Below are 23,730 nucleotides of genomic sequence, written 5' to 3'. Positions count from 1 at the left end.
AACCCGCCCGGAGGACTCCTCCGAACGGTCAGCGAAGGAAGCGGGCACCGGCCTCCCGCCAGCGGCCGGGCAGCTCGGCCTCCGCTGCCGCCGCCCGGGCCTCCTCCCTGCCGTGGAGCACCCCGTAGGGGAACGCGCTCTCCCCTGCCGCGTGGGCCACCGCGGCCAGCTCGCGCAGGGCCTTGCGGGCCATCACGCTGTCCTGGTGGTCGCCGAGCAGGGTGGTCAGGGACTTCATGGCGGCGGTGAGAGCGGCGGCCGGGGCGCCCAGGGCCGGGGTGGCGGCCTCGGCGGCGTAGCGGGCGCGCTTGGCCTTCTTGCGGGCCTCGTGCAGGGCGAGGTCGCGTTCCTCGCCCGGGGGCAGGCGCAGCGCCCGCTCGACGAGCGTGGTGAGTCGCGACAGGTCCTTGCGCACGGCCTTGCCGAGCACCTTGCGGGGTTTGCGCGCGGCGGCCTCGCGCAGCGGCGGGTCCGCGAGGAGGGCGTCGAGGGAGTTCAGCAGGGCGAGGTGGCGGGGGGAGTCGAGGACTCCGGTGAGGTGGCCGTGGGCGCCGCCCCGCCGGGCCCGCGCCCAGGCCGTGAGGCGGTCGGCCAGCACTTCCTGGTCGCGGTCGACGCCCAGTTCGCCCGCGAGCCATTTCAGCTCGGCGGCGACGGGGTCGGTGGCGGCGCGGTCCAGGACGGCGCGGAAGGTGCGCAGGGTGCCTCGGGCGCGGCGGGTGGCGACCCGCATCCGGTGCACGGTGTCGGGGGTGTCCAGGCGTACGGCGGGGTCGAGCGCGACCAAGGCGTCCCGCTGGGCGCGGAGGTAGGCGAGGACGTGGTCGCCCGCGGTGACCGGCTCGGCGGGCGCGGCAGGCCTTCGGCGGGTGCCGGTCGCGGCCAGCGCGCGGGCCAGTTTGGACGGCGCGGCGGAGGGCCGTACGCCCGCCTTGACCAGCCGTTTCTCCACCCGGTCGAGAAATGCCGGGTCTCCCCCGTCGGCCAGTTCCAGCTCGATCTCGGTCCATTTCTCGGTACGGCCCGGGGTGGTGAGCCGTTCGGCGGTCACGGCGTCGACGCTCGCCTCGGCCAGCAGGGCGCCGTCCGCGTCCACCAGGTGGCGGACGGAGCGGGCGGTGCGCAGCCGGACCAGCGGGACCAGTTCGGCGCCGCGGACCCGGGAGCGGACCAGGGCGGCGAGTTCGGTGGGGAGGGTGTCGCTCAGCGGGGCCCGGATCTCGTCGCGGACGTCCCGGGCGACCGGGAGCTTGAGGTGCCAGCCGGCGTCCGCGCCCCCGGTGCGGCGGCGCAGGGTGACCGAGGCGGCGGCGAGGCGCTGGTCGGCGGTGTCGTAGTAGGTGGCGTCCAGCTCCGTCAGGCCCCGGTCGAGGACGGCCGCCACCCCGCCGACACCGGTCAGGTCGGGCAGCCCGCTGTCATCGGCTTCGTACTTGCGCTCGATCTCGCGTTTCGTCTCCGCCATGAACCCGAATCTAGTGCTGCGACCGGAAAGGTTCACCGGCTCGCGACGCCCGGCACGGCACCAGTGGGCGCCGGCCCGGGGCGGCGGTTTTTCCCGGGCCGGTTTTCTCAGGCCGACATGGGCCGCTGCACCTTGATCGACTGGAGCAGCCCCACCGCTATCCAGACAGCGAACATCGAGGACCCGCCGTATGACACGAACGGCAGCGGCAGACCGGTGACCGGCATGATGCCGAGGGTCATGCCGATGTTCTCGAACGCCTGGAAGGCGAACCAGGCCACGATGCCCGCGGCGACGATCGTTCCGTACAGCTCCGTCGAGTCCCGGGCGATCCGGCAGGCCCGCCACAGGATGACGCCGATCAGGAAGATGATGAACCCGGCGCCGAGGAAGCCGAGTTCCTCGCCCGCGACCGTGAACACGAAGTCGGTCTGCTGCTCGGGCACGAACTGGCCGGTGGTCTGCGAGCCGTGGAAGAGCCCGGCTCCGGTCAGCCCGCCGGAGCCGATGGCGATCCGGGCCTGGTTGGTGTTGTAGCCGACACCGGCCGGGTCCAGGTCGGGGTTGGCGAAGGCCGCGAAGCGGTTGATCTGGTACTGGTCCAGGATGTGCAGTTGCCAGATGGCGACGCAGCCGATCACGCCCGTGGCGAGCAGACCGAAGATCCAGCGGTTGGAGGCGCCGGAGGCGAGCAGCACGCCCAGGATGATGGCCACCATCGCCAGCACCGAGCCGAGGTCCGGCATCAGCAGCAGGATCATGCACGGCACGGCCGCGAGGCCGAGGGCCTGTGCCACCGTGCGGTGGTCGGGGTAGGGCTTGTCGCCCGCGTCCACCCGCGCGGCCAGCAGCATCGCCATGCCGAGGATGATCGCGATCTTGAGGAACTCGGCGGGCTGCACGGAGAAGCCGCCGATCACGATCCAGTTGCGCTGGCCGTTGATGGTGGCGCCGAGCGGGGTGAGCACCACCAGGGCGAGCATGACGGAGGCGCCGTAGAGGATCGGCACCGCGTTGCGCAGGGCGCGGTGGCCCAGCCAGAGGGTGCCGATCATCAGGGCGGCCCCGATGCCCAGGTTCATCAGGTGGCGTTCCAGGAAGAAGTACGGGTCTCCCTGGTTGATCTCGGTGCGGTTGCGGGTGGCCGAGAACACCAGCAGCGAGCCCAGCAGCGACAGCGCGAGGGCGGCCAGCATCATGGGCCAGTCCAGGCGGCGGGTCACGGAGTCGCGGGCGAAGAACCTGGTCCAGCCGGCGCGCTCGGGGCCGTACCCGGAGACGGAGAAGCTGTTCACGCCGGTCATGAGGGCATCCTCCGGCTCCCCCGCTTCCGGCGTGGCCGCCTTCGGGTGTTGCGGTTGGTGTTGTCGGTCGGGGCGGTGCCGGCGGGCTGCTGGTCGCTGCCGTTGCTCGGGTTGTTCTTCTGGGCGGCCTCGGTGTCCTTCGCAGCGTCCTTGGGGACCTGTGGCGCGACGATGGTGCCGTCCGTGCGGACCTTCGGCAGGCTCGCCTGCGGCTGGGGCAGCAGCGCCCTCTTGTTGTCGATGGAGCCGTCGCCCTGGACGCCGTAGAGCGCGCTGTAGATGTTGCGCACGGCCTCACCGGAGGCGCCGGAACCGGTACCGGCCTGGGCGATCGTCATGATCACCGTGTAGTCCTTGGAGTAGGTGGCCATCCAGGAGGTGGTCTGCTTGCCGTAGACCTCCGCGGTACCGGTCTTGCCGTGCAGCGGGATCTTGTCCTGGGGCCAGCCGCTGAACTTCCAGGCCGCCGTACCCCGGGTGATGACGCCCGCGAAGGCGTCGTCCATGCCCTTGAGGGTGGCCTGGGTGACCGGCAGCTTGCGCTGCACCTGGGGCTTGATCTCCTGCACGGTCTTGCCGTCGGGGCTGATGATCGCCTTGCCGATGGTCGGGACGTACTCGGTGCCGCCGTTGGCGACGGCGCCGTAGATCATCGCCTCCTGGATCGGCGTGACGAGGGTGTCGCCCTGGCCGATGGAGTAGTTGATCTCGTCACCCTCGCGCATCTTGTTGCCTTCGAGGCAGTTCTCGTAGGCGATCTTCTCGACGTAACTGCCGTCCTTCTTGCCGGTCTTGCACCAGGAGTCCTTGTTGGCCTCCCAGTAGTCCTGCTTCCACTGGCGGTCGGGGACGCGGCCGCCGAGCTCGTTGGGCAGGTCGACGCCGGTCGGCTTGCCGAGACCGAACTGGTGGGCGGTCTTGAAGAAGTAGTCCTTCGGCCGGCCCTTCTTGGGGTTGATGCCGCCGTCCTTCTTCCACTCCCGGTCGGCGAGCCCGTAGAAGACGGTGTCGCAGGAGACCTCCAGGGCGCGGCCCAGCGAGATGTCGCCGAAGTTCTCGCCCTCGAAGTTCTTGAAGACCTGGTTGCCCACCCGGTAGTCGCTGGTGCACGGGTAGCCGCCGTCCCACGGGTAGCCCGCCTGGACCGCGGCGGCCGTGGAGATCACCTTGAAGGTCGAGCCGGGCGCGGCCTGACCCTGTATGGCCCGGTTGAGCAGCGGGTAGTCGGAGTCCTTGCCGGTGAGGGCCTTGTAGTCCTTGGCGGAGATGCCGCCCACCCAGACGTTCGGGTCGTAGGTGGGGGCCGAGGCCATGGCGACGATGCGGCCGGTCTTGGCCTCCATCACCACGACGGCACCGGAGTCGGCCTTGTAGTTCTCGCCGGTGATGGAGTCGTACTGCTGGCGGGCGGCCTTCATCGCCTTGTCCAGTTCGTACTCCGCGACGCGCTGGACGCGGGAGTCGATGCTGGTCACCAGGTTCGAACCGGGCTGGGCCGCGTCCGCCTTGGCCTTGCCGATGACCCGGCCGAGGTTGTCCACCTCGTAGCGCGTCACACCGGCCTTGCCGCGCAGTTCCTTGTCGTACTGCCGCTCCAGGCCGGAGCGGCCGACCATGTCCGAGCGCAGATAGGGCGAGCTGGTGTTCTTGGCCTTCTGGATCTCGTCGTCGGTGACCGGCGAGAGGTAGCCGAGGACCTGGGCGGTGTTGGACTTGCCGGGGGCCGGGTAGCGGCGCACGGCCTCGGGCTCGGCGGTGATGCCGGGGAAGTCCTCGGAGCGCTCGCGGATCTGGAGGGCCTGCCGGGGCGTGGCCTCGTCGGTGATCGGGATCGGCTGGTACGGCGAGCCGTTCCAGCACGGCTGGGGGGTCTTGGCGTCGCAGAGGCGGACCTTCTGCATGACGTCCTCGGTCTTCATGCCGAGGACCCCGGCCAGCTTGGTCAGGACCGCCTTGCCGTCGTCCTTCTGCTTGAGCAGGTCGGTGCGGGAGGCGGAGACCACCAGACGTGTCTCGTTGTCCGCGAGGGGGACGCCGCGGGCGTCCAGGATCTCGCCGCGGACGGCGGGCTGGACGACCTGCTGCACGTGGTTGCCGGAGGCCTCCTTCTGGTACTGGGCGCCCTCCCGGATCTGGAGGTACCACAGCCGGCCGCCGAGCGTGCCGAGGAGGGAGAGGACGAGGATCTGGATCACGACGAGCCGGATCTGGACCCGTGGGGTCCGACCGGTCTCGGGGATGTTGGTCACTGCGGCTGTCTCCCCCTCTCAGTGCGCGGACGTCTGGGTGCGCGGCGCGTGTGTGCGAACGGCCCGCGTGCGTACGAATGATGAACGATCAGCCTGTGAGCCCGCGTTCCGCGGAATCCGACCCGTTCGAGTGAATCGCCCCGGACCGCCGGGGGCCTGTCGTTCCCTCACAGGCGCTTGACCCCCTTGATGCGGCCGACCCGTGCGGAGCGGGTGCGGGCCTTGGCCTTCAGGGCGCCGAGGGCCCCGCGCTGGCTGCCGATGTGCAGGCCGGTGCCGGAGGACAGCCAGCCCGAGGAGATGTCGGCCGCCTTGCCGGTGGCGCCGGTCTCGGCCAGCGGGTCGTTGTCGCAGCGGCGGGCCAGCCACATCACCCCGGGGACCACGAACGGGGCGAGCAGCAGGTCGTACAGGGCGGCGGAGACCAGCAGGCCGGGCAGGCCCACATGGCGGGCGGCGGTGTCGCCGACCAGGGCGCCCACCCCGGCGTACAGCAGGGTGGAGCCGATCGCGGCGGCGACCACCACGGCCATCGGGCCGGTCACCGACCTCAGTTTGCCGCTCTCCGGTTTGATCAGCCCGGCGAAGTAGCCGGTCACACAGAGCACCAGGGCGTAGCGGCCGGCCGCGTGGTCGGCGGGCGGGGCGACGTCGGCCAGCAGGCCGGCGGCGAACCCGACGAGGGCGCCGCCGACATGGCCGTACACCATGGCGAGGCCGAGGACGGTGAGGAGCAGCAGGTCGGGGACGGCGCCCGGCAGATGGAGGCGGGCGAGGACGCTCACCTGGATCACCAGCGCGACCACGACCAGCGGTACGGAGAGCAGGATCCGGTTGACACGCATGGGGATTCAGCTCCTACGGCTGCTGGTCGTTGTGCGAAGTGTCGTTCTGTGACGAGTTCTGCGACGAGTCGTTCTGCGAGCGGTCGCCCGCGTTCGAGCCGGAGTTGCCGCCGTTCCCGTTCGCGTCCGCCGACGGGGTGACGGTGACGGTCACCGTCGGCGTCGGCACCGGCTTGGGCTTGGCCGGCAGTACCTCGTCGCGCGGGTCCTTCTTCGGGCCCTGGACGACCACGCCGACGACGTCCAGCTTGGTGAAGCCGACGTACGGGGTGACGTACAGGGTGCGGGTCAGACCGCCGCCGGAGGGATCGACGCGGGAGACCACGCCGACCGGCACGCCCGGCACGAACGGCTTGTCGGACTCGGAGCCGAAGGTGACCAGCCGGTCGCCCCTCTTCACCTCCGCCTTGCCGTTGAGGAGTTCCACGCGCAGCGGGCGGTCGCCCTGCCCGGAGGCGAAGCCGAGCTCGTCGCTGCCCTCCAGACGGGTGCCGACGGTGAAGTCCGGGTCGTTGGCGAGCAGCACGGTGGAGGTGTCGGGGCCGACCGTGGTGACCCGGCCGACCAGGCCGTCGCCGTTGAGGACGGTCATGTCCCGCTTGATGCCGTCGTTCGCGCCGACGTCGATGGTGATGGTCCAGGAGAAGCCCTGCGCGGACCCTATGGCGATGACCTGGGCGCCCTTGATGCCGTACTGGCCCTCGCCGGCGAGCTTCAGCATCCGGTCGAGCTGGCCGAGCCGGCTGCGGGTCCGGTCGTCGCTGCCGAGCTTCGCCTTGAGGGCCGCGTTCTCCTTCTCCAGCTCGGCGAGCCTGCTGTGCCGGTTGCCCGAGTCTCGGACCGCGGAGATGGCGTTGCCGACCGGGTCGACCGCCGAGGAAAGTCCGTCCTCCACCGGGCCGAAGACGGCGGCCGCGGCCTGCCGGGCGCCGTCGACCGGGGAGTTCCGGCCCCCTCGGATATCCACGGTGATCAACGCGAACGCGATGGCGATCAGCAGGACCAGGAGCAGCCGGCTCTCTTTGGTGTCCCTCACGTGCGGCGGCCGTGCCCTTCCTCAAGTAGGAATTCGTCGGGCCCTCGGAATTGGCGCCAATGCCAAGGCGCAAATCCAAGGGGCCCGTTGGGGGGGAGCTTATGCCTCTATATCAACGATCCGCCGCACGAGAGGAGAACGTCTCGTACGGCGGAATCGAAGTACCGCGTCATCGGCGCGGCTGGGCGTCCAGCACCTGCTGGAGCGCCTCGAACTCCTCGACGCACTTTCCCGATCCGAGCGCGACGCTGTCCAGCGGGTCCTCGGCGATATGGATCGGCATTCCGGTCTCCCGGCGCAGCCGCTCGTCCAGACCGCGCAGCAGGGCGCCGCCACCGGTCAGCACGATGCCCCGGTCCATGATGTCGCCGGACAGCTCCGGCGGGCACTTGTCGAGGGTCGTCTTGACCGCGTCCACGATCGCGTTGACCGGCTCCTCGATCGCCTTGCGGACCTCGGCGGCCGAGATGACGACGGTCTTGGGCAGCCCGGACACCAGGTCCCGGCCGCGGACTTCGGTGTGCTCGTCCTCTTCGAGTTCGTACGCCGAACCGATGGTGATCTTGATCTGTTCGGCGGTGCGCTCGCCCAGCAGAAGGCTGTACTCCTTCTTGATGTACTGGATGATCGCGTTGTCCAGCTCGTCACCCGCGACGCGGATGGACTGGGCGGTGACGATGCCGCCGAGGGAGATGACCGCGACCTCCGTGGTGCCGCCGCCGATGTCCACCACCATGTTGCCCGTGGCCTCGTGGACCGGCAGGCCGGAGCCGATGGCCGCGGCCATGGGCTCCTCGATGATGTGCACCTGGCGGGCGCCCGCCTGGGTGGAGGCCTCGATCACCGCGCGGCGCTCGACGCCGGTGATGCCCGAGGGCACACAGACGACGACCCGGGGACGCGCCAGATACCGCCGCTTGTGGATCTTCAGGATGAAGTAGCGGAGCATCCGCTCGGTGATCTCGAAGTCGGCGATCACGCCGTCCTTCAGCGGCCGGACGGCCACGATGTTCCCCGGCGTCCGGCCGATCATCTTCTTCGCTTCGGCGCCGACCGCCAGGATGCCACCGGTGTTGGTGTTGATCGCGACGACGGACGGCTCGTTCAGTACGATTCCGCGACCCCTGACGTACACCAGCGTGTTGGCGGTCCCGAGGTCGACAGCCATGTCACGGCCGATGAACGACATTGAGTTCCCCATCCGGATTCATCTGGCCTTCCCGAGCTTTTGAGGGCATGTCAGGCAGGCGAGGCGGGTGCTGTGACGTGAAGGCTTCTATCGTAAACGCGCCTGCACGAACACTGCGCGAGGGTCTCCGTCATTGTCACCAGATGGCGGGCCGCCTCGCTTGTGGAGACGGGCGTTCGGGGGCGCTCGTTCCCTCGATCGCCGGTATCAGGCGCGGCCGGGGAAGAAAATCTTCACCTCGCGCTCGGCGGACTCCTCGGAGTCCGAGGCGTGGATCAGGTTCTCGCGGACGATCACACCGAAGTCGCCGCGGATGGAGCCCGGCGCGGCGACGATCGGGTCGGTCGGGCCGGCGAGCGCGCGCACGCCCTCGATGACCCGCTCGCCCTCGACGATCATGGCGACGACCGGACCGGAGGCCATGAACGCCACCAGCGGCTCGTAGAAGGGCTTGCCCTTGTGCTCGCCGTAGTGCTGCTCCAGGGTCTCCTGGTCCAGGGTGCGCAGCTCCAGCGCGGTGATCTGCCAGCCGGCCTTGCGCTCGATACGGCTGATGATCTCGCCGGTCAGGCCGCGACGGACGGCGTCGGGCTTGAGGAGGACGAGGGTGCGCTGGCTCACGAGGGGACTCCTTACGCGTGAAACGTGTGTGCGGTGGGACGAGGTTACAGGGCGTGTCCGCGCCCCTGTCACACAGCGTCAGGCGTGGAGGAGTCGCTCTGCGCGGCGAACCGGGCCTTGGCCTCGTCGATCTTCCGGCCGAAGTGCACCGAGGCCCACCACAGGGCCGCGAACAGCGCGCCCATGAAGTACATGGTGGGCACGAAGACGCCGGAGGCGATCAGGGCGATCTGGAGGGCCCAGCCGAGGGCGACCCCGCCGGGCCGGGTCACCACGCCGCACAGCAGCACGCACAGCACCATGGCGATGCCGCTGACCAGCCAGACGGTCGACACCGACAGGCTCGGGTCCTTCATGGCGACCAGTCCGGCGAAGCCGATGACGAAGAACTCGCCGATCAGAGTGGATGAACACAGCGTACGCACGTCGGACTCCTCAGCCCTTGCCCAGCAGCAGCCGGGCCTCGCCGACCGTGATGACGGAACCGGTGACCAGCACCCCGCCGCCCGCGAACTCGCCCTCCTCCTCGGCCAGCGTGATCGCGGCCTCCAGGGCGTCGGGCAGCCGCGGCTCGACCTGGACCCGCTCGTCGCCGAAGACCTCGACGGCGATGGCGGCCAGTTCGTCCGCGTCCATGGCGCGGTGGCTGGAGTTCTGGGTGACGACGACCTCGGCGAAGATCGGCTCGAAGGCCTCCAGCAGCCCGCGCACGTTCTTGTCGCCGCTCGCGCCGACCACGCCGATCAGCCGGCTGAAGTCGAACGCCTCGCGCACCGCCTCGGCGGTCACCTCGGCGCCGGCCGGATTGTGCGCCGCGTCCAGCACCACGGTGGGGGAACGCCGTACGACCTCCATGCGGCCCGGGGAGGAGACGGCGGCGAACGCCTTGCGGACGGTGTCGATGTCCAGCGGCTCGGCACGCTGGGCGCCGACGCCGAAGAACGCCTCCACCGCCGCGAGCGCCACGGCCGCGTTGTGCGCCTGGTGGGCGCCGTGCAGCGGGAGGTAGACCTCGTGGTACTCGCCGCCGAGGCCGCGCAGGGTGAGCAGCTGTCCGCCGACGGCCACCTGGCGGGCGACGACGCCGAACTCCAGGCCCTCGCGGGCCACGGTGGCGTCGGCCTCCACGGCCTTCTTCAGCAGCACCTGGGCGGCGTCCACCGGCTGCTGGGCCAGGATGACGGTCGCGTCCTGCTTGATGATCCCGGCCTTCTCGCCGGCGATCTCCGCCGGGGTCTCGCCGAGGCGGTCGGTGTGGTCCAGGGAGATCGGGGTGACGACCGCGACATCGGCGTCGATCACGTTCGTCGCGTCCCAGGAGCCGCCCATGCCGACCTCGACGACGGCGACGTCGACCGGGGCGTCCGCGAAGGCCGCGTACGCCATGCCGGTGAGCACCTCGAAGAAGGACAGCCGGAACTCCTGGGCGGAGTCCACCATCTCGATGTACGGCTTGATGTCCTGGTACGTCTCGACGAACCGCTCGGCGCTCATCGGGGCGCCGTCCAGGCTGATCCGCTCGGTGATCGACTGGACGTGAGGGCTGGTGTAGCGGCCGGTGCGCAGTTCGAAGGCGCCGAGCAGGGCCTCGATCATGCGCGCGGTGGAGGTCTTGCCGTTGGTGCCCGTGATGTGGATCGAGGGGTACGAGCGCTGGGGCTCGCCCAGCAGGTCCATCAGCGCGGAGATCCTGCCGACCGAGGGCTCCAGCTTGGTCTCGCCCCAGCGGGTGGCCAGCTCGGCCTCGACCTCGCGCAGCGCCTTGTCGACCTCCGGGTCCTCGGGGCGCGCGGGTACGTCGGCCGTCGGCGCTCCCCCTTGCGTCCGGAGGGTGCGGCTGCCGGCCTCGATCACGGCGAGGTCGGGGTCGCGGGTGGTCTCGGCCTCGATGATCTCCTCGAAGGAGTCGAGGGGGTCGGGCCGGCCGTTGTCGTCGTGCGGGAGGTCGCTCACGGGTCCCAGTCTACGGAGGGCCGGGGACAGGAGTGGGCGAAGGCCCCGGTGCCTTGTCGGTACCGGGGCCTTCGGCGTCGTACGGAGCCGTACGGACGGCTACGCCTGCGGCAGCTTCTCCAGCTGGGCCTGGATGCGGGCGATGTCCTCCTCCGCCTTGGACAGGCGGGTGCGGATCTTGTCCACCACGTTCTCCGGGGCCTTGGCGAGGAAGGCCTCGTTGCCGAGCTTGGCCGTGGCCTGGGACTTCTCCTTCTCGGCGGCGGCGAGGTCCTTGGCCAGGCGCTTGCGCTCGGCGGCGACGTCGATCGTGCCGGAGAGGTCCAGCGCGACCTCCGCCCCGGCGATCGGCAGGGTGGCCGTCGCCGTGAAGGAGTCGCCCTCGGGCTGGAGGCGCAGCAGCTGGCGGATGGCCGCCTCGTGCGGGGCGAGCGCCGTGCCGTCCAGGGAGAGCCGGGCCGGGACCCGCTGGCCCGGCTGGAGGCCCTGGTCGGCGCGGAAGCGGCGGACCTCGGTGATGACCGACTGGAGCGCGGAGATCTCCTGCTCGGCGGCCGGGTCGCGGAAACCGCTGTCGGCCGGCCACTCGGCGATGACGATCGACTCGCCGCCCGTCAGCGTCGTCCACAGCGTCTCCGTGACGAACGGGACCACCGGGTGCAGCAGCTTCAGGGTGACGTCCAGGACCTCGCCCAGGACCCGCTTGGAGACCTCGGCCGGCTCGCCGCCCGCCTGGAAGACGGTCTTGGACAGCTCGACGTACCAGTCGAAGACCTCGTCCCACGCGAAGTGGAAGAGGGTGTCGGAGAGCTTCGCGAACTGGAAGTCCTCGTAGTACGCGTCGACTTCGGCGACCACCGAGTTGAGGCGGGACAGGATCCAGCGGTCGGTCGCCGACATCGCCGACGGCGCCGGCAGCGGGCCCTCGACCGTCGCGCCGTTCATCAGCGCGAAGCGCGTCGCGTTCCAGATCTTGTTGGCGAAGTTGCGCGAGCCCTGGACCCAGTCCTCGCCGATCGGCACGTCCACGCCCGGGTTGGCGCCGCGGGCGAGGGTGAAGCGCAGGGCGTCGCTGCCGTACTTGTCCATCCAGTCCAGCGGGTTGACCGCGTTGCCGAAGGACTTCGACATCTTCTTGCCGAACTGGTCGCGGACCATGCCGTGCAGGGCGATGGTGTGGAACGGCGGGGTGCCGTCCATCGCGTACAGGCCGAACATCATCATCCGGGCGACCCAGAAGAAGAGGATGTCGTAGCCGGTGACCAGCACGGAGTTCGGGTAGAACTTCGCGAGCGACTCGGTCTGCTCGGGCCAGCCCAGGGTGGAGAAGGGCCACAGGCCGGAGGAGAACCAGGTGTCGAGGACGTCGGTGTCCTGGTGCCAGCCCTCGCCGGTGGGCGGCTCCTCGCCGGGACCGACGCAGACGACTTCGCCGTCGGGGCCGTACCACACGGGAATCCGGTGGCCCCACCACAACTGCCGGGAGATGCACCAGTCGTGGAGGTTGTCGACCCAGTCGAAGTACCGCTTCTCCATCTCCTGCGGGTGGATCGTGACCCTGCCGTCGCGGACCGCGTCGCCCGCGGCCTTGGCGAGCGGGCCGACCTTGACCCACCACTGCATGGACAGGCGCGGCTCGATGGTGGTCTTGCAGCGCGAGCAGTGGCCGACGGAGTGGACGTAGGGCCGCTTCTCGGCGACGATCCGGCCCTCGGCGCGCAGCGCGGCGACGATGGCGGAGCGGGCCTCCAGGCGGTCCATGCCCTGGAACGGGCCGTGCACGGTGATGACGGCGTGCTCGTCCATCACGGTGATGGACGGCAGGTCGTGGCGCTGGCCGATCTCGAAGTCGTTCGGGTCGTGCGCCGGGGTCACCTTGACGGCGCCGGTGCCGAACTCGGGGTCGACGTGGGCGTCGGCGACGACCGGGATGGAGCGGTCGGTCAGCGGCAGCTTGATCAGCTTGCCGACCAGGTGCTGGTAGCGCTCGTCCTCGGGGTGGACGGCGACGGCGGTGTCACCGAGCATCGTCTCGGCGCGGGTGGTGGCGACGACGATGGTGTCGTCCCCGTCGCCGTACGTCATGGAGACGAGCTCGCCGTCGTCGTCCTGGTACTCGACCTCGATGTCCGAGATGGCCGTCAGACAGCGCGGGCACCAGTTGATGATGCGCTCGGCGCGGTAGATCAGCTCGTCGTCGTAGAGGCGCTTGAAGATGGTCTGGACGGCCTGGGAGAGGCCCTCGTCCATGGTGAAGCGCTCGCGGGACCAGGCGACGCCGTCGCCGAGGCGGCGCATCTGGCCGGAGATCTGGCCGCCGGACTCGCCCTTCCACTTCCAGACGCGCTCGACGAAGGCCTCGCGGCCCAGGTCGTGGCGGGACTTGCCCTCCTTGGCCAGCTCGCGCTCGACCACGTTCTGGGTGGCGATGCCGGCGTGGTCCATGCCGGGCTGCCACAGCGTCTCGTGACCCTGCATGCGCTTGCGGCGGGTCAGGGCGTCGATGAGGGTGTGCTCGAAGGCGTGGCCCAGGTGGAGCGAGCCGGTGACGTTGGGCGGCGGGATGACGACGGTGTAGGGCGGCTTGTCGCTCTTCGCGTCCGCCTCGAAATAGCCCCGCTCCACCCAGCGCTCGTACAGCGGCCCCTCTACATCGGCCGGCGCGTACTGGGTCGGCAGTTCGGTGTCGGGCGCGGGTGGCTGCTGCTGAGCGTTCTCGGTCACGGGGCTCAGTTTAGAGGGGTCACGGGCCGGTCCCGAAACGCGTTTGTTCTGTAACGGTGCGACCCCCGGTGCCCTGCGCCTTCGGTCGCTGGTCCAGGATGTCAGGAACATATAAACGTCCTAGGGGGATCCCAGAAATGAGCAGCAACCAGCCGGGCCCGTACGGCCAGCCACCCCAGCAGCCGGGCCCGTACGGCCAGCCGGGGCAGCCCGGTCCGTACGGCCAGCCGGGGCAGCCGGGTCCGTACGGCCAGCAGCCGCAGGCCGGCCCGTACGGTCAGCCGCCGGCCCCGCCGCAGCCCGGCTACGGCTACCCCCAGCAGGCCCCGCAGCAGCCGGGGTACGGCTACCCGCAGCAGCCCGGCGTCCCCCCGCAGCAGAACCCGTACGGCCAGCAGCCGAACCCCTATGGCCAGCAGCCCTACGGCATGCCCCAGACCCCCCAGCCGGGGGGCGGCAGGAAGAAGACGGGGCTGATCATCGGCGCGGTCGTGGTCGTGGCGGCGATCGTGGTCGGCGCGGTCGTCCTGCTCGGCGGCGGCAGCAGTGGCATGGCGGACGACGGCCCGCACAAGCTGACGACCCCGGCGACGGTGCTGACGGAGTACAAGCGCGGTTCGAGCAAGAGCGACACGATGACCTCGAGCGACCTCAAGGACGCCGAGAAGTGGGGCGTGCACAACCCGCAGGACGTCAGCGCCGAGTACAAGTCCGGGGACGCTTCCAACCCGCTGGGCCAGAAGATCATCGAGTTCGGCGGCGTCTACGGGACGATCGACGACCCCGAGAAGACCGTCGACGCGATGTTCGCCTACCTGAAGAGCGAGAGCTCCAAGGACAGCAGCACCGACAAGTACACCCTGGTCGGTGAGCCGAAGCAGTACAAGCCGGCCTCGCTCGACGGCGCGGTCCTCAAGTGCCAGCAGGCCAAGGGCGCGAACACCGACAGCACGGGCCCCAAGGAGATGTCGTTCGACTTCTGCATCTGGGGTGACCGCAGCACGCTCGGCATGGTCATGCCGATGGATGTCGCGATGCTCGCGGCGGGCCGGTCCGGCGACCCCGCGGCGGACGCCGAACTGGCGGCCAAGTTCCGCAACGAGGTGCGGGTGAAGGCCTGACCCCGTAAGCCCCAGGGCATGCGAAGGGGCCCCGGTCGGGTGACCGGGGCCCCTTCGGCGTGCGCGGAGCTTACGCCGTCTTCTGCTCCCCCGAGCCCCGGCCGCGCGCGTCGCGCGGGATCAGGGTGGGGTTGACGTTGGAGAGGACCACGTCGGCGGTGATGACGACGCGGGCCACGTCCTTGCGGGAGGGGACCTCGTACATGACGCCCTGGAGGACTTCCTCCATGATGGCGCGCAGGCCCCGGGCGCCGGTCTGGCGCAGGATGGCCTGGTCGGCGATGGCCTCCAGGGCCTCGCGCTCGAAGTCCAGCTCCACGCCGTCGAGTTCGAACAGGCGCTGGTACTGCTTGACGAGGGCGTTGCGCGGCTCCACCAGGATCTTCAGCAGCGCCTCGCGGTCCAGGTTGTGCACCGAGGTGATCACCGGCAGACGGCCGATGAACTCGGGGATCATGCCGAACTTGACCAGGTCCTCCGGCATGACGTCCTCGAAGACGTCCTTGGCCTCCAGCTCGCGCTTGGAGAGGATCGTGGCGCCGAAGCCGATGCCCTTGGCGCCCGCCCGGGCCTCGATGATCTTCTCCAGGCCGGCGAAGGCACCGCCCACGATGAACAGCACGTTCGTCGTGTCGATCTGGATGAACTCCTGGTGCGGGTGCTTGCGGCCGCCCTGCGGCGGCACCGAGGCCGTGGTGCCCTCAAGGATCTTCAGCAGGGCCTGCTGCACGCCCTCGCCGGAGACGTCGCGGGTGATCGACGGGTTCTCGCTCTTGCGGGCCACCTTGTCGATCTCGTCGATGTAGATGATCCCGGTCTCGGCCTTCTTGACGTCGTAGTCGGCGGCCTGGATCAGCTTCAGCAGGATGTTCTCGACGTCCTCGCCGACGTAGCCCGCCTCGGTCAGCGCCGTGGCGTCGGCGATGGCGAACGGGACGTTCAGCATGCGCGCCAGGGTCTGCGCGAGGAGGGTCTTGCCGGAGCCCGTGGGGCCCAGCAGGAGGATGTTGGACTTCGCCAGCTCGATGGCGTCGTCCCGGCCGCTCGCGCCGCCGTTCTCGCCCGCCTGGACCCGCTTGTAGTGGTTGTACACCGCGACCGACAGGGCCTTCTTGGCGGCCTCCTGGCCGACCACGTAGCCCTCGAGGAACTCGTAGATCTCGCGGGGCTTGGGCAGCTCCTCCCAGCGCACCTCGCTGGTCTCCGCGAGCTCTTCCTCGATGATCTCGTTGCAGAGATCGATGCACTCGTCGCAGATGTACACACCGGGCCCTGCGATGAGCTTCTTGACCTGCTTCTGGCTCTTGCCGCAGAACGAGCACTTGAGCAGATCGCCGCCGTCACCGATGCGTGCCACGGTGTGCTTCCCCTTCGCCTGGGAGCCACCTGGACACTGCGGTCCAGCGGCTCCTGGTGCTGCCTTATGTCCGACGGTACCTTGCCGGGCCCGATGTTCGGGCCCCCCTTGGCAGGGTTCACTTTGCCGTGAGCCCTGCCGAGGGGGGCTGAGAGCGTGCCGCTCCGCGTCAGCGGACTTCGGCGTTGTTCAGCTTGCGGGTGGAGATGATCTGGTCGACGAGGCCGTACTCCAGCGCCTCCTCGGCCGTGAGGATCTTGTCGCGCTCGATGTCCTCGCGGATCTTCTCCAGCGGCTGGTTCGAGTGCTTGGCCAGCATGTTCTCCAGCTGCTCGCGCATCCGGGTGAACTCCTTGGCGATGATCTCCAGGTCGGAGAGCTGGCCGCGGCCGGTGGAGCCGGCCGGCTGGTGGATCAGCACCCGGGAGTTGGGCAGCGCCATGCGCTTGCCGGGGGTGCCGGCGGCCAGCAGGACGGCCGCGGCGGAGGCCGCCTGGCCCATGCAGACCGTCTGGATGTCGGGCTTCACGAACTGCATCGTGTCGTAGATCGCCGTCAGGGCGGTCATGTCCCCGCCGGGGCTGTTGATGTAGATCGAGATGTCCCGGTCGGGGTCCATCGACTCCAGGCACAGCAGCTGCGCCATGACGTCGTTGGCGGAGGCGTCGTCGATCTGGACGCCCAGGAAGATCACGCGCTCCTCGAAGAGCTTCGCGTACGGGTCGTACTCGCGGATGCCCTGGGAGGTGCGCTCGACGAAGCGCGGGATGACGTAGCGGGCGTCGGGCCGGGGCCCTTCGTACATGCCGCTGGCGGTGCCGGGGAAGTTGCTCATGGGATGTTCACCGTCCTGGTGGCGTTCTGGGGGCGTGGGTGGTGGCGGTGCGTGGCGCGGCCGGGCCGGTCAGGCACCGGTGCCGCCGCCTCCCGGAACACCCGAGGCGTTCGTGATGATCTCGTCAATGAGACCGTACTCCTTGGCCTCTTCCGGGGTGAACCAACGGTCGCGGTCGGCGTCCCGGGTGATCGTCTCGAAGGTCTGGCCGGAGTGCCGCGCGGTCAGCTCCGCCATGCGGCGCTTGGTGCGCAGCAGGTACTCGGCCTGGATCTTGATGTCCGTGACCGAACCGCCGAGGCCCGCGGAGCCCTGGTGCATCATGATGTCCGCGTGCGGCAGGGCGAAGCGCTTGCCGGCGGCACCGCCGGTGAGCAGGAACTGGCCCATGGAGGCCGCCATGCCCATCGCGATGGTGACCACGTCGTTCGGGATGTACTGCATGGTGTCGTAGATCGCCATGCCGGCCGTCACCGAGCCGCCGGGGCTGTTGATGTAGAGGTAGATGTCCTTGTCCGGCTCGGCGGCAAGGAGCAGCATCTGCGCGGTGATCTTGTTGGCGATGTCATCGTCGACCTGCTGGCCGAGGAAGATGATCCGCTCGCCGAGCAGTCGGTTGTAGACCTGGTCGCCGAGGCCGCCACCGATGGAGGGCTCGCCGGCGGCGGAGGGCATCAGATTCGTCACGTATCCACCTGCTCGTCTCACGACGGCGCCGGGCCGTCTCACGTCGTCCTGCCGGAGGCTTGGGGTTTCAGAAGACTCCCCTGCCCCCGTACTCATGGACCCTAACGCTCGGGCCCGTTCGGGGAATCCCGGAGATAGGAGTGTTCGCCGGGGGCGTAGCGCCATCGGGACGCGGCACGTCCCCGGGTAGGCGAACGGGCCCCGGGGAACACGTCCCCAGGGCCCGTCCTGGCGTCCTTCACGGGCGCCGCGGGGCGGTTCAGCCCTCGGTGGTCTCCTCGGCGGCGGCCTCGGTCTCCCCGGCGCCGGCCTCGGTCTCCTCGTCCTCGTCGCTGAGGTCGACCGTCTCGCCGTTGGTGTCCTTCACCGTGGCGGCCTCGACCACGATGGCCAGGGCCTTGCCGCGGGCGACCTCGCCGACCAGGAGCGGCACCTGGCCACCCTCGACGACGGCCTGGGCGAACTGGTCGGGGGACATGCCGGAGGAGGCCGCACGCCGCATGAGGTGCTCGGTGAGCTCCTCCTGGTTGACGTTCAGGTTCTCCTTCTTCACCAGCTCGTCCAGGACGAACTGGGTCTTGATGCCCTTGACCGCGGCCTCGCGGGTCTCGGTCTCGAACTCCTCGGCGGTCTTGCCCTGGATCTCCAGGTACTTGTCGAGGGTCAGACCCATCTGCGCGAGCTGGTGGTGCTCCAGGTTGTGCTTGCGGGTGTTGATCTCGTCCTCGAGCAGCTTCTCGGGGACCGGGACCTCGACCAGCTCGAGGAGCTTCTCCAGGACGCGCTCCTGGGCCTGGGTGGCCTGGTCGAACTGCTTCATGTTCGCGAGGCGCTTGCGGCTGTCGGCCTTGAGCTCGTCCAGGGTGTCGAACTCGGAGGCGAGCTGCGCGAACTCGTCGTCCAGCTCGGGCAGTTCACGCTTGGCGACCTCGGTGACCTTGACGGTGACCTCGGCCTCCTTGCCCGCGGCGGAGCCGCCCTTCAGCTCGGAGGTGAAGGTGCCCTCCTCGCCGGCGGACAGGCCCTTGACGGCCTCGTCGATGCCGTCGAGCAGCTCACCGGAGCCGATGGTGTAGGAGACGCCGTTGGCGATGCCGTCCTCCAGCACCTCGCCGTCGACCTTGGCCTCCAGGTCGATGGTGACGACGTCGCCGTCCTCGGCCGCCCGCTCCACCGGGGAGGTGGAGGCGAAGCGCTCGCGCAGCTGCTCGACCGACTTCTCGACGTCCTCGTCGGTGACCTCGACGGCGTCGACCTCGACCTCGATGCCGGAGTAGTCCGGGATCTCCAGGGCCGGGCGGACGTCGACCTCGGCGGTGAAGTTCAGCGTCTCGCCGTCCTTCAGCTCGGTGATGTCCACCTCGGGCTGGCCGAGCACGTTCAGCTCGGCCTCGTTGACCGCCTCGGTGTAGAACTTCGGGAGCGCGTCGTTGACCGCCTCCTCCAGGACCGCACCGCGGCCGAACCGCTGGTCGATGACGCGGGCAGGGATCTTGCCCTTGCGGAAGCCCTTCACCGTGACCTGCTGGTTGATCTTCTTGTACGCCGCGTCGAGGCTGTCCTTGAGCTCCTCGAAGGGCACCTCGACAGTGAGCCGAACCCGGGTCGGGTTCAGGGTCTCCACGGCGCTCTTCACGGTTCGGTCTCCTTGTGGCTGACTGCTTGGGTTCTGCCGAGCCAGACAGGTCCGGCGGATTCGCCGCCCGGAGGATTACGTAGGCCGTGGGGGCCGGGGTCACACGGGCGCGCAGCTTGCATAGTAACCGCAGGCGGTCGGCGCCCCAAAAGGCGACCATCACGACGCGCGGGCCGCTGGTCGGCTGGTGGTCGGGGTGGCGGGATTTGAACCCACGGCCTTCCGCTCCCAAAGCGGACGCGCTACCAAGCTGCGCCACACCCCGTCTGGTGCGACACGTAGGGTACATGGCGGAACGGCCCGCGTCGGCCGCATTCTTCGAGGCGGGGCGCGTGGTGTTCGTGATCCGAACCTGTTGGCCCAATGGACGGGCGACCCGCTACGATGCCTTCGTGCCGCGGTCACCGACCTGCGGCGCAGCGCTGCGGGCGTAGCTCAATGGTAGAGCCCTAGTCTTCCAAACTAGCTACGCGGGTTCGATTCCCGTCGCCCGCTCTGGATGCCGAAGGCCCAGGTGAGAGGTTGTTCTCCTCTCCCTGGGCCTTCGTTTGTCCCGGAGGCTGATCAGACCTCCGCATCCCCCACGTGCCCCTTCGGCCGGCGTACTGGCTGACGTGCTCATCACCGCCCAAGCCCAGCAAGGCCGGGACCGCGAGCGAGCGCGAGAGCTGATGGCGATGACGTACCAGGGCGCCGTCATGGTGTTGAACAAGGTCGGCGAAACGGATCTTGCATGGATCGCGGCCGACCGCGGGTTGTCCGCCGCTCAGCAGTCGGACAACATGGCTGTGACCGGTTCGCTCTTCCGTTCCGTGGCTCACTGCCTTCTGTCCAACGGTCGGTTCGAGGCCGCCGTGCAGTTGGTCGGTGACGCTGCCGACTACCTGCGACCAGCGCTCAGGAATGCCGACGCCGAGTTCCTGTCGATCTACGGGACTCTTCCTCGCAGGCTCGCGGCAATGGGCTCCTTGAGAACCAACCTGCCTGTGGCAGTCCAGACTGTATCCATGGCCAAGAGCGAGCATCGTGCAACCTTCAAAGAGATCACGGACTCTCTAGATCCCGGGAGCACACATGAGGTCTGGCTCTCCGCCGTGAATACCGGCGTGATCGACGGTTGGGCTGGGGGCACCTGGCACCTGACCGGAAAGAAGTTGGACGTACGAGTCGCCCGACGACTCGCGATCAGCGCCGACCTGATGGTGTTGGGACGCGGAGGCAGCACTCAGCTGGAGGATGTGCCAGCCGAGCAGCGCGCCGCCGTCTGGGAGAAGGCCAGTCGACGCTATGAGGGTCCTGGCGGCAAGGTCGAAGGTCCCGAATGGCCGGAGGAACCGCTGTACTGCGCCTTCAAGTTCGTCTCGGAGGATGGACGAAATTTGCTGCTGCTTGACGAGTCCTGCTGAAGGCGCAGCGTCGAGAGAAGCCCGGCCACTGGTCAAGACCGCGTGCGGCGGCTGACACCAGCGGCTGACACCAACAAGCGCGAACACCAGCGGTCGGGGCCGGACCTCCGTGGACGATCGGCCGAGACGTGGGACCGGTCGATCGACGTCGGCGTCATCCACACCCGCCCGCTCTGGATGCCGAAGGCCCAGGTGAGAGGTTGTTCTCCTCTCCCTGGGCCTTCGTTCGTACCGGGCCCGCCTCTTGCCGTACGACCATGAGGCTCTTACGATCCGTACCGGTACGGAACATAACTCGGGCGCGGGCCGTGCGGCTCGACCGGTGCAAGGGGGAGACACGATGCGGGTCAAGGACTTCGATCACCTGGTGCTCAACGTCGCGGACGTCGAGCGGGCACTGGGGTTCTACACCGGGCCGCTGGGGCTCGCGGGCGAGCGGGTCGAGCAGTGGCGGGCCGGGAAGGTGCCGTTCCCCTCGGTGCGGGTCAGCGCGACTACCGTCATCGACCTGGTCGAGCGGCCGCGCGGCGAGTCCAATGTCGACCACATCTGCCTGGTGGTGGATCCGCTGGACTGGCAGGAGGTCGTCGCCTCCGGCACCTTCGACGTCGTCGAGGGGCCCGTGCCCCGCTGGGGTGCCCGGGGGGCGGCGGAGTCCGTCTATGTGCGCGACCCGGACGGCAACACCGTGGAGCTGCGCTGGTACCCCCAGGACGCCGCCGCATGAGCCCGGCGGCCGGCGGCCGGCCCCGGGATCCGGCGATCGACGCCGCGGTGCTGGCGGCCACCGTACGGCTGCTGGGAGAGGACGGCTACGGCGGCTTCGCGCTGGAGAAGGTGGCGGCGCTCGCGGGTACCAGCAAGGCCGCCATCCGCCGCCGCTGGCCCCGGCGGCAGCGGCTGGTGATCGACGCGCTCGCCTCGGTCCTCGTCGTGCCGCCCGCCCCGGACAACGGCTGCACCCGCTGCGATCTGCACCAGAGCGTGCGACTCCTCGCCGAGGTGCTGCACGAGCGGCTGCCGGCCGGGGTGCTCGCGCCGCTGATCGCCGACTGCGCCGACGACCCCGAGCTGCACGAGCACCTGCTGCACAGCCTCGTGCGGCCGGGCCGGGCGGCCGCCGCGGTCGCGGTGCGGCGGGCCGTCGAGCGGGGGGACCTGCTGCCGGACGTGGACCCCGAGCTCTTCGTCGACCTGCTCGCCTCGGTGGTGTACCGGCGGGCGCTGTTCGGCGAGGCCCCGGTCGACGCGTCGTCGGCGCGCGCGCTGGTGGACCTGCTGCTGCGCGGGGTGGCCGTCGACTTCGACCGGCTGGTGTTCATCAGCCGGCAGCCGGCCGAGCAGCGGCACCTCTACCACTAGCCACCACTAGCGGCGCACCAGGAGCGGCGCGCCACGAGCGGTGGTGCCGGGGCACCGGCCCCGGCGGGGTCCCGGCCGGTCAGAACTTGATCGCGGAGCCGGTCAGAACTTGATCGCGGAGATCGAGTCCGCTATCGAGTTCAGGAACCGGTTGATGGACGGCGCCATGCCGCTGGAGGCCAGGAAGAAGCCGAAGAGCATCGCCACGACGGCCGGTCCGGGCTTGAGGTTCTTCCCCCTTATGAGCACCACCAGGATGACCGCCAACAGCAGCACCACAGACAGTGAAATGGCCACAACTGATCACACCCTCGGTCGGTCCCTCTCCCGGCCCGGGGGCACGGCCCGCACCCCCGCCAGAACCATCGTGCCACCAACAGGCCTGGTCCATGCGGCTCCTGACATGATGTCGGACACGCCGTCCCGGCCCGGGCGACGCCCCGCACAGCAATTCGACAGGCGCCCGCCCGGGACTCCGGCGGGAATTACGCGACTTCGTTTCCGGCTCCACACAACTTGCGCGCAGGTAATTCAAATTGATCGCACAGAGACGCCGTATGCCCCACTTGATGGGGATGAATCCAGACATCATGGGTGAACGACGGGCTTTTGTGTGGGCACCGTCACGCGGTCGCGGACGGCAAGTCCGTTAAATTCGCGGGCAGTCGCAGGTAATAACCGGAAATGACTGCACGGGGTTTTACGGAATCCCGCAGACGACGCTAGGGTGCCTGAGATGTTTGACGCCGCCTCCTCCCTCGGCCAGACCCCGCAGCCGCTCCCCCCGGCCCAGCCGCCGGCGCCGGGAGTGCCCGGACCGCGCACCCCGGTGGGTACGCAGGAACGGCCGCAGCAGGCGGCGAGACCCGGCGGCAAACAGCGCGACGCGTTCTTCGACAACGCCAAGTACCTGGCGATCGTGCTCGTCGCGATGGGTCACTCGTGGGAGCCGCTGAAGGGCGACAGCCGCATCCTGGAGGGCCTGTACACGGTCGTGTACAGCTTTCACATGCCGGCGTTCATCATCATTTCCGGCTTCTTCTCGCGCAATTTCGACATGCGCCCGGACCGGCTCAAGCGGCTGATCACCGGAGTCCTGGTGCCCTACGTCGTCTTCGAGACGGCGTACCCCCTGTTCAACCGCCTCGTCACGGGCTCCCACGAGCAGATCAGCCTGCTCGATCCCTGGTACCTGACCTGGTTCCTGTGCGCGCTGTTCGTCTGGCGGCTGACCACGCCGATCTGGAAACTGGTGCGCCACCCGCTGCCGGTGGCCCTCGTCATCGCCATGCTGGCCTCGCTCACCCCGAGCATCGGCGACGACCTCGATCTCCAGCGGGTGCTCCAGTTCCTGCCGTACTTCGTGCTCGGCCTGAACATGAAGCCGGAGCACTTCCAGCTGGTGCGCCGCCGCTCGGTGCGGATCGCCGCGGTGCCGGTGTTCGCCGCCGCGCTGCTGGTCGGCTGGTGGGCGGTGCCGCGCATGAACACCGCGTGGTTCTACCACCGCGACTCGGCGCAGGAGCTGGGCGCGCCCTGGTGGTGCGGGCCGGTGATGACGCTCGCGATGATGGCCTGCTCGCTGCTGCTGACGGCCTGCTTCTTCGCCTGGGTGCCCGGCCGCAAGACGTGGTTCACGACGCTGGGCGCGGGCACCATCTGCGGCTATCTGCTGCACGGCTTCCTGGTGAAGTTCGCCGACTACCGGGGCTGGTTCGACCACGCCTGGCTGCACCGCCCGCTCGGCGAGATCCTGGTGACCCTGATCGCGGGCGCCGCCGTCACCCTGCTGTGCACCGCGCCGGTGCGACGGGTCTTCCGGTTCGCGATGGAGCCGAGGATGGAGTGGGCGTTCAAGCAGGACGCCGCCCGGCTGGCCCGGGAGCGTGGGCAGCAAGAGCGCGAGAAGGCCACGGTCTGACCGGCCTCACCCCTGTCCG

At 69.5% G+C, this 23,730-nt stretch carries 20 protein-coding genes and 2 tRNA genes; 6 read left to right on the top strand and 16 right to left on the bottom strand.

Going from position 1 to position 23,730, the window contains the following annotated elements; translation table 11 throughout:
• Positions 1 to 28: 28 nt before the first annotated feature.
• The 10 genes from FRZ03_RS26340 to FRZ03_RS26295 all read right to left on the bottom strand — a co-directional run bounded on the left by FRZ03_RS26340 (position 29) and on the right by FRZ03_RS26295 (position 13,386).
• Positions 29 to 1,465: a CYTH and CHAD domain-containing protein gene (locus FRZ03_RS26340; RefSeq protein ID WP_146467620.1), complete on the bottom strand. Its 1,437-nt coding sequence runs from the start codon at positions 1,463 to 1,465 to the stop codon at positions 29 to 31.
• 107 nt (positions 1,466 to 1,572) lie between these two features.
• Positions 1,573 to 2,769 (bottom strand): rod shape-determining protein RodA, encoded by a 1,197-nt coding sequence (gene rodA, locus FRZ03_RS26335; protein ID WP_146467619.1) that lies wholly within the window; start codon positions 2,767 to 2,769, stop codon positions 1,573 to 1,575.
• A complete protein-coding gene (gene mrdA / locus FRZ03_RS26330; protein WP_146467618.1) occupies positions 2,766 to 5,018 on the bottom strand; it encodes a penicillin-binding protein 2 in 2,253 nt (750 codons plus the stop codon). Before mrdA ends, rodA begins: the two co-directional genes overlap by 4 nt.
• Positions 5,019 to 5,185: 167 nt before the next feature.
• Positions 5,186 to 5,863 carry a rod shape-determining protein MreD gene (gene mreD / locus FRZ03_RS26325; protein WP_146467617.1) on the bottom strand — a complete coding sequence of 226 codons (678 nt, stop codon included), beginning with the start codon at positions 5,861 to 5,863 and terminating at the stop codon, positions 5,186 to 5,188.
• Between the two features lie 13 nt (positions 5,864 to 5,876).
• On the bottom strand, positions 5,877 to 6,899 hold the full coding sequence (gene mreC / locus FRZ03_RS26320; RefSeq protein WP_146467616.1) for a rod shape-determining protein MreC: 1,023 nt from the start codon (positions 6,897 to 6,899) through the stop codon (positions 5,877 to 5,879).
• A 169-nt stretch (positions 6,900 to 7,068) separates the two neighbouring features.
• Positions 7,069 to 8,088: a rod shape-determining protein gene (locus FRZ03_RS26315; RefSeq protein WP_070027093.1), complete on the bottom strand. Its 1,020-nt coding sequence runs from the start codon at positions 8,086 to 8,088 to the stop codon at positions 7,069 to 7,071.
• Positions 8,089 to 8,295: 207 nt separating this feature from the next.
• The gene (gene ndk / locus FRZ03_RS26310) at positions 8,296 to 8,709 is read right to left on the bottom strand and encodes a nucleoside-diphosphate kinase (RefSeq protein ID WP_146467615.1); all 414 of its coding nucleotides are present in this window, start codon (positions 8,707 to 8,709) and stop codon (positions 8,296 to 8,298) included.
• Between the two features lie 68 nt (positions 8,710 to 8,777).
• Positions 8,778 to 9,134 (bottom strand): DUF4233 domain-containing protein, encoded by a 357-nt coding sequence (locus FRZ03_RS26305; RefSeq protein WP_146467614.1) that lies wholly within the window; start codon positions 9,132 to 9,134, stop codon positions 8,778 to 8,780.
• Between the two features lie 10 nt (positions 9,135 to 9,144).
• Positions 9,145 to 10,662 (bottom strand): bifunctional tetrahydrofolate synthase/dihydrofolate synthase, encoded by a 1,518-nt coding sequence (folC, locus tag FRZ03_RS26300; RefSeq protein ID WP_146467613.1) that lies wholly within the window; start codon positions 10,660 to 10,662, stop codon positions 9,145 to 9,147.
• Between the two features lie 99 nt (positions 10,663 to 10,761).
• A complete protein-coding gene (locus FRZ03_RS26295; RefSeq protein ID WP_146467612.1) occupies positions 10,762 to 13,386 on the bottom strand; it encodes a valine--tRNA ligase in 2,625 nt (874 codons plus the stop codon).
• Between the two features lie 137 nt (positions 13,387 to 13,523).
• On the opposite strand from FRZ03_RS26295, the gene FRZ03_RS26290 reads away from it, so the two are divergent.
• Positions 13,524 to 14,507, top strand: coding sequence for a hypothetical protein (locus tag FRZ03_RS26290; RefSeq protein ID WP_146467611.1), 984 nt, complete (start codon positions 13,524 to 13,526; stop codon positions 14,505 to 14,507).
• A 70-nt stretch (positions 14,508 to 14,577) separates the two neighbouring features.
• On the opposite strand, the gene clpX is transcribed toward FRZ03_RS26290, so the two are convergent.
• From clpX to FRZ03_RS26265, 5 genes are all read right to left on the bottom strand, one after another.
• Positions 14,578 to 15,864, bottom strand: coding sequence for an ATP-dependent Clp protease ATP-binding subunit ClpX (gene clpX / locus FRZ03_RS26285; RefSeq protein ID WP_014672712.1), 1,287 nt, complete (start codon positions 15,862 to 15,864; stop codon positions 14,578 to 14,580).
• A gap of 169 nt (positions 15,865 to 16,033) precedes the next feature.
• Positions 16,034 to 16,699: an ATP-dependent Clp protease proteolytic subunit gene (locus tag FRZ03_RS26280; protein WP_146467610.1), complete on the bottom strand. Its 666-nt coding sequence runs from the start codon at positions 16,697 to 16,699 to the stop codon at positions 16,034 to 16,036.
• Positions 16,700 to 16,768: 69 nt separating this feature from the next.
• A complete protein-coding gene (locus FRZ03_RS26275) occupies positions 16,769 to 17,374 on the bottom strand; it encodes an ATP-dependent Clp protease proteolytic subunit (RefSeq protein ID WP_186785621.1) in 606 nt (201 codons plus the stop codon).
• 271 nt (positions 17,375 to 17,645) lie between these two features.
• Entirely contained in the window at positions 17,646 to 19,022 is a 1,377-nt protein-coding gene (gene tig, locus FRZ03_RS26270) for a trigger factor (protein ID WP_146467608.1), read from the bottom strand.
• Between the two features lie 188 nt (positions 19,023 to 19,210).
• Positions 19,211 to 19,287: transfer RNA gene (locus FRZ03_RS26265), tRNA-Pro, on the bottom strand.
• Between the two features lie 159 nt (positions 19,288 to 19,446).
• Here FRZ03_RS26265 and FRZ03_RS26260 point away from each other — a divergent pair.
• The 4 genes from FRZ03_RS26260 (at position 19,447) to FRZ03_RS26245 (ending at position 21,790) form a co-directional block, all read left to right on the top strand.
• Positions 19,447 to 19,517 (top strand) — tRNA-Gly (locus FRZ03_RS26260).
• Positions 19,518 to 19,636: 119 nt separating this feature from the next.
• Positions 19,637 to 20,428 (top strand): hypothetical protein, encoded by a 792-nt coding sequence (locus FRZ03_RS26255; RefSeq protein ID WP_146467607.1) that lies wholly within the window; start codon positions 19,637 to 19,639, stop codon positions 20,426 to 20,428.
• Between the two features lie 340 nt (positions 20,429 to 20,768).
• On the top strand, positions 20,769 to 21,155 hold the full coding sequence (locus FRZ03_RS26250) for a VOC family protein (protein ID WP_146467606.1): 387 nt from the start codon (positions 20,769 to 20,771) through the stop codon (positions 21,153 to 21,155).
• Positions 21,152 to 21,790 (top strand): TetR/AcrR family transcriptional regulator, encoded by a 639-nt coding sequence (locus tag FRZ03_RS26245; protein WP_146467605.1) that lies wholly within the window; start codon positions 21,152 to 21,154, stop codon positions 21,788 to 21,790. Before FRZ03_RS26250 ends, FRZ03_RS26245 begins: the two co-directional genes overlap by 4 nt.
• A 102-nt stretch (positions 21,791 to 21,892) precedes the next feature.
• Here FRZ03_RS26245 and FRZ03_RS26240 read toward each other — a convergent pair whose 3' ends face one another.
• Entirely contained in the window at positions 21,893 to 22,087 is a 195-nt protein-coding gene (locus FRZ03_RS26240) for a hypothetical protein (RefSeq protein WP_146467604.1), read from the bottom strand.
• A 439-nt stretch (positions 22,088 to 22,526) separates the two neighbouring features.
• Between FRZ03_RS26240 and FRZ03_RS26235 the strand changes: the two genes are divergently transcribed.
• On the top strand, positions 22,527 to 23,711 hold the full coding sequence (locus FRZ03_RS26235) for an acyltransferase family protein (protein ID WP_146467603.1): 1,185 nt from the start codon (positions 22,527 to 22,529) through the stop codon (positions 23,709 to 23,711).
• Positions 23,712 to 23,730 lie beyond the last annotated feature (19 nt).

The sequence above is a fragment of the Streptomyces misionensis genome, from assembly GCF_007896895.1.
Lineage (GTDB): Bacteria > Actinomycetota > Actinomycetes > Streptomycetales > Streptomycetaceae > Streptomyces > Streptomyces misionensis_A.
Note: the sequence above shows the minus strand (reverse complement) of the source record. Positions and strands in the feature narration are given on the sequence as shown.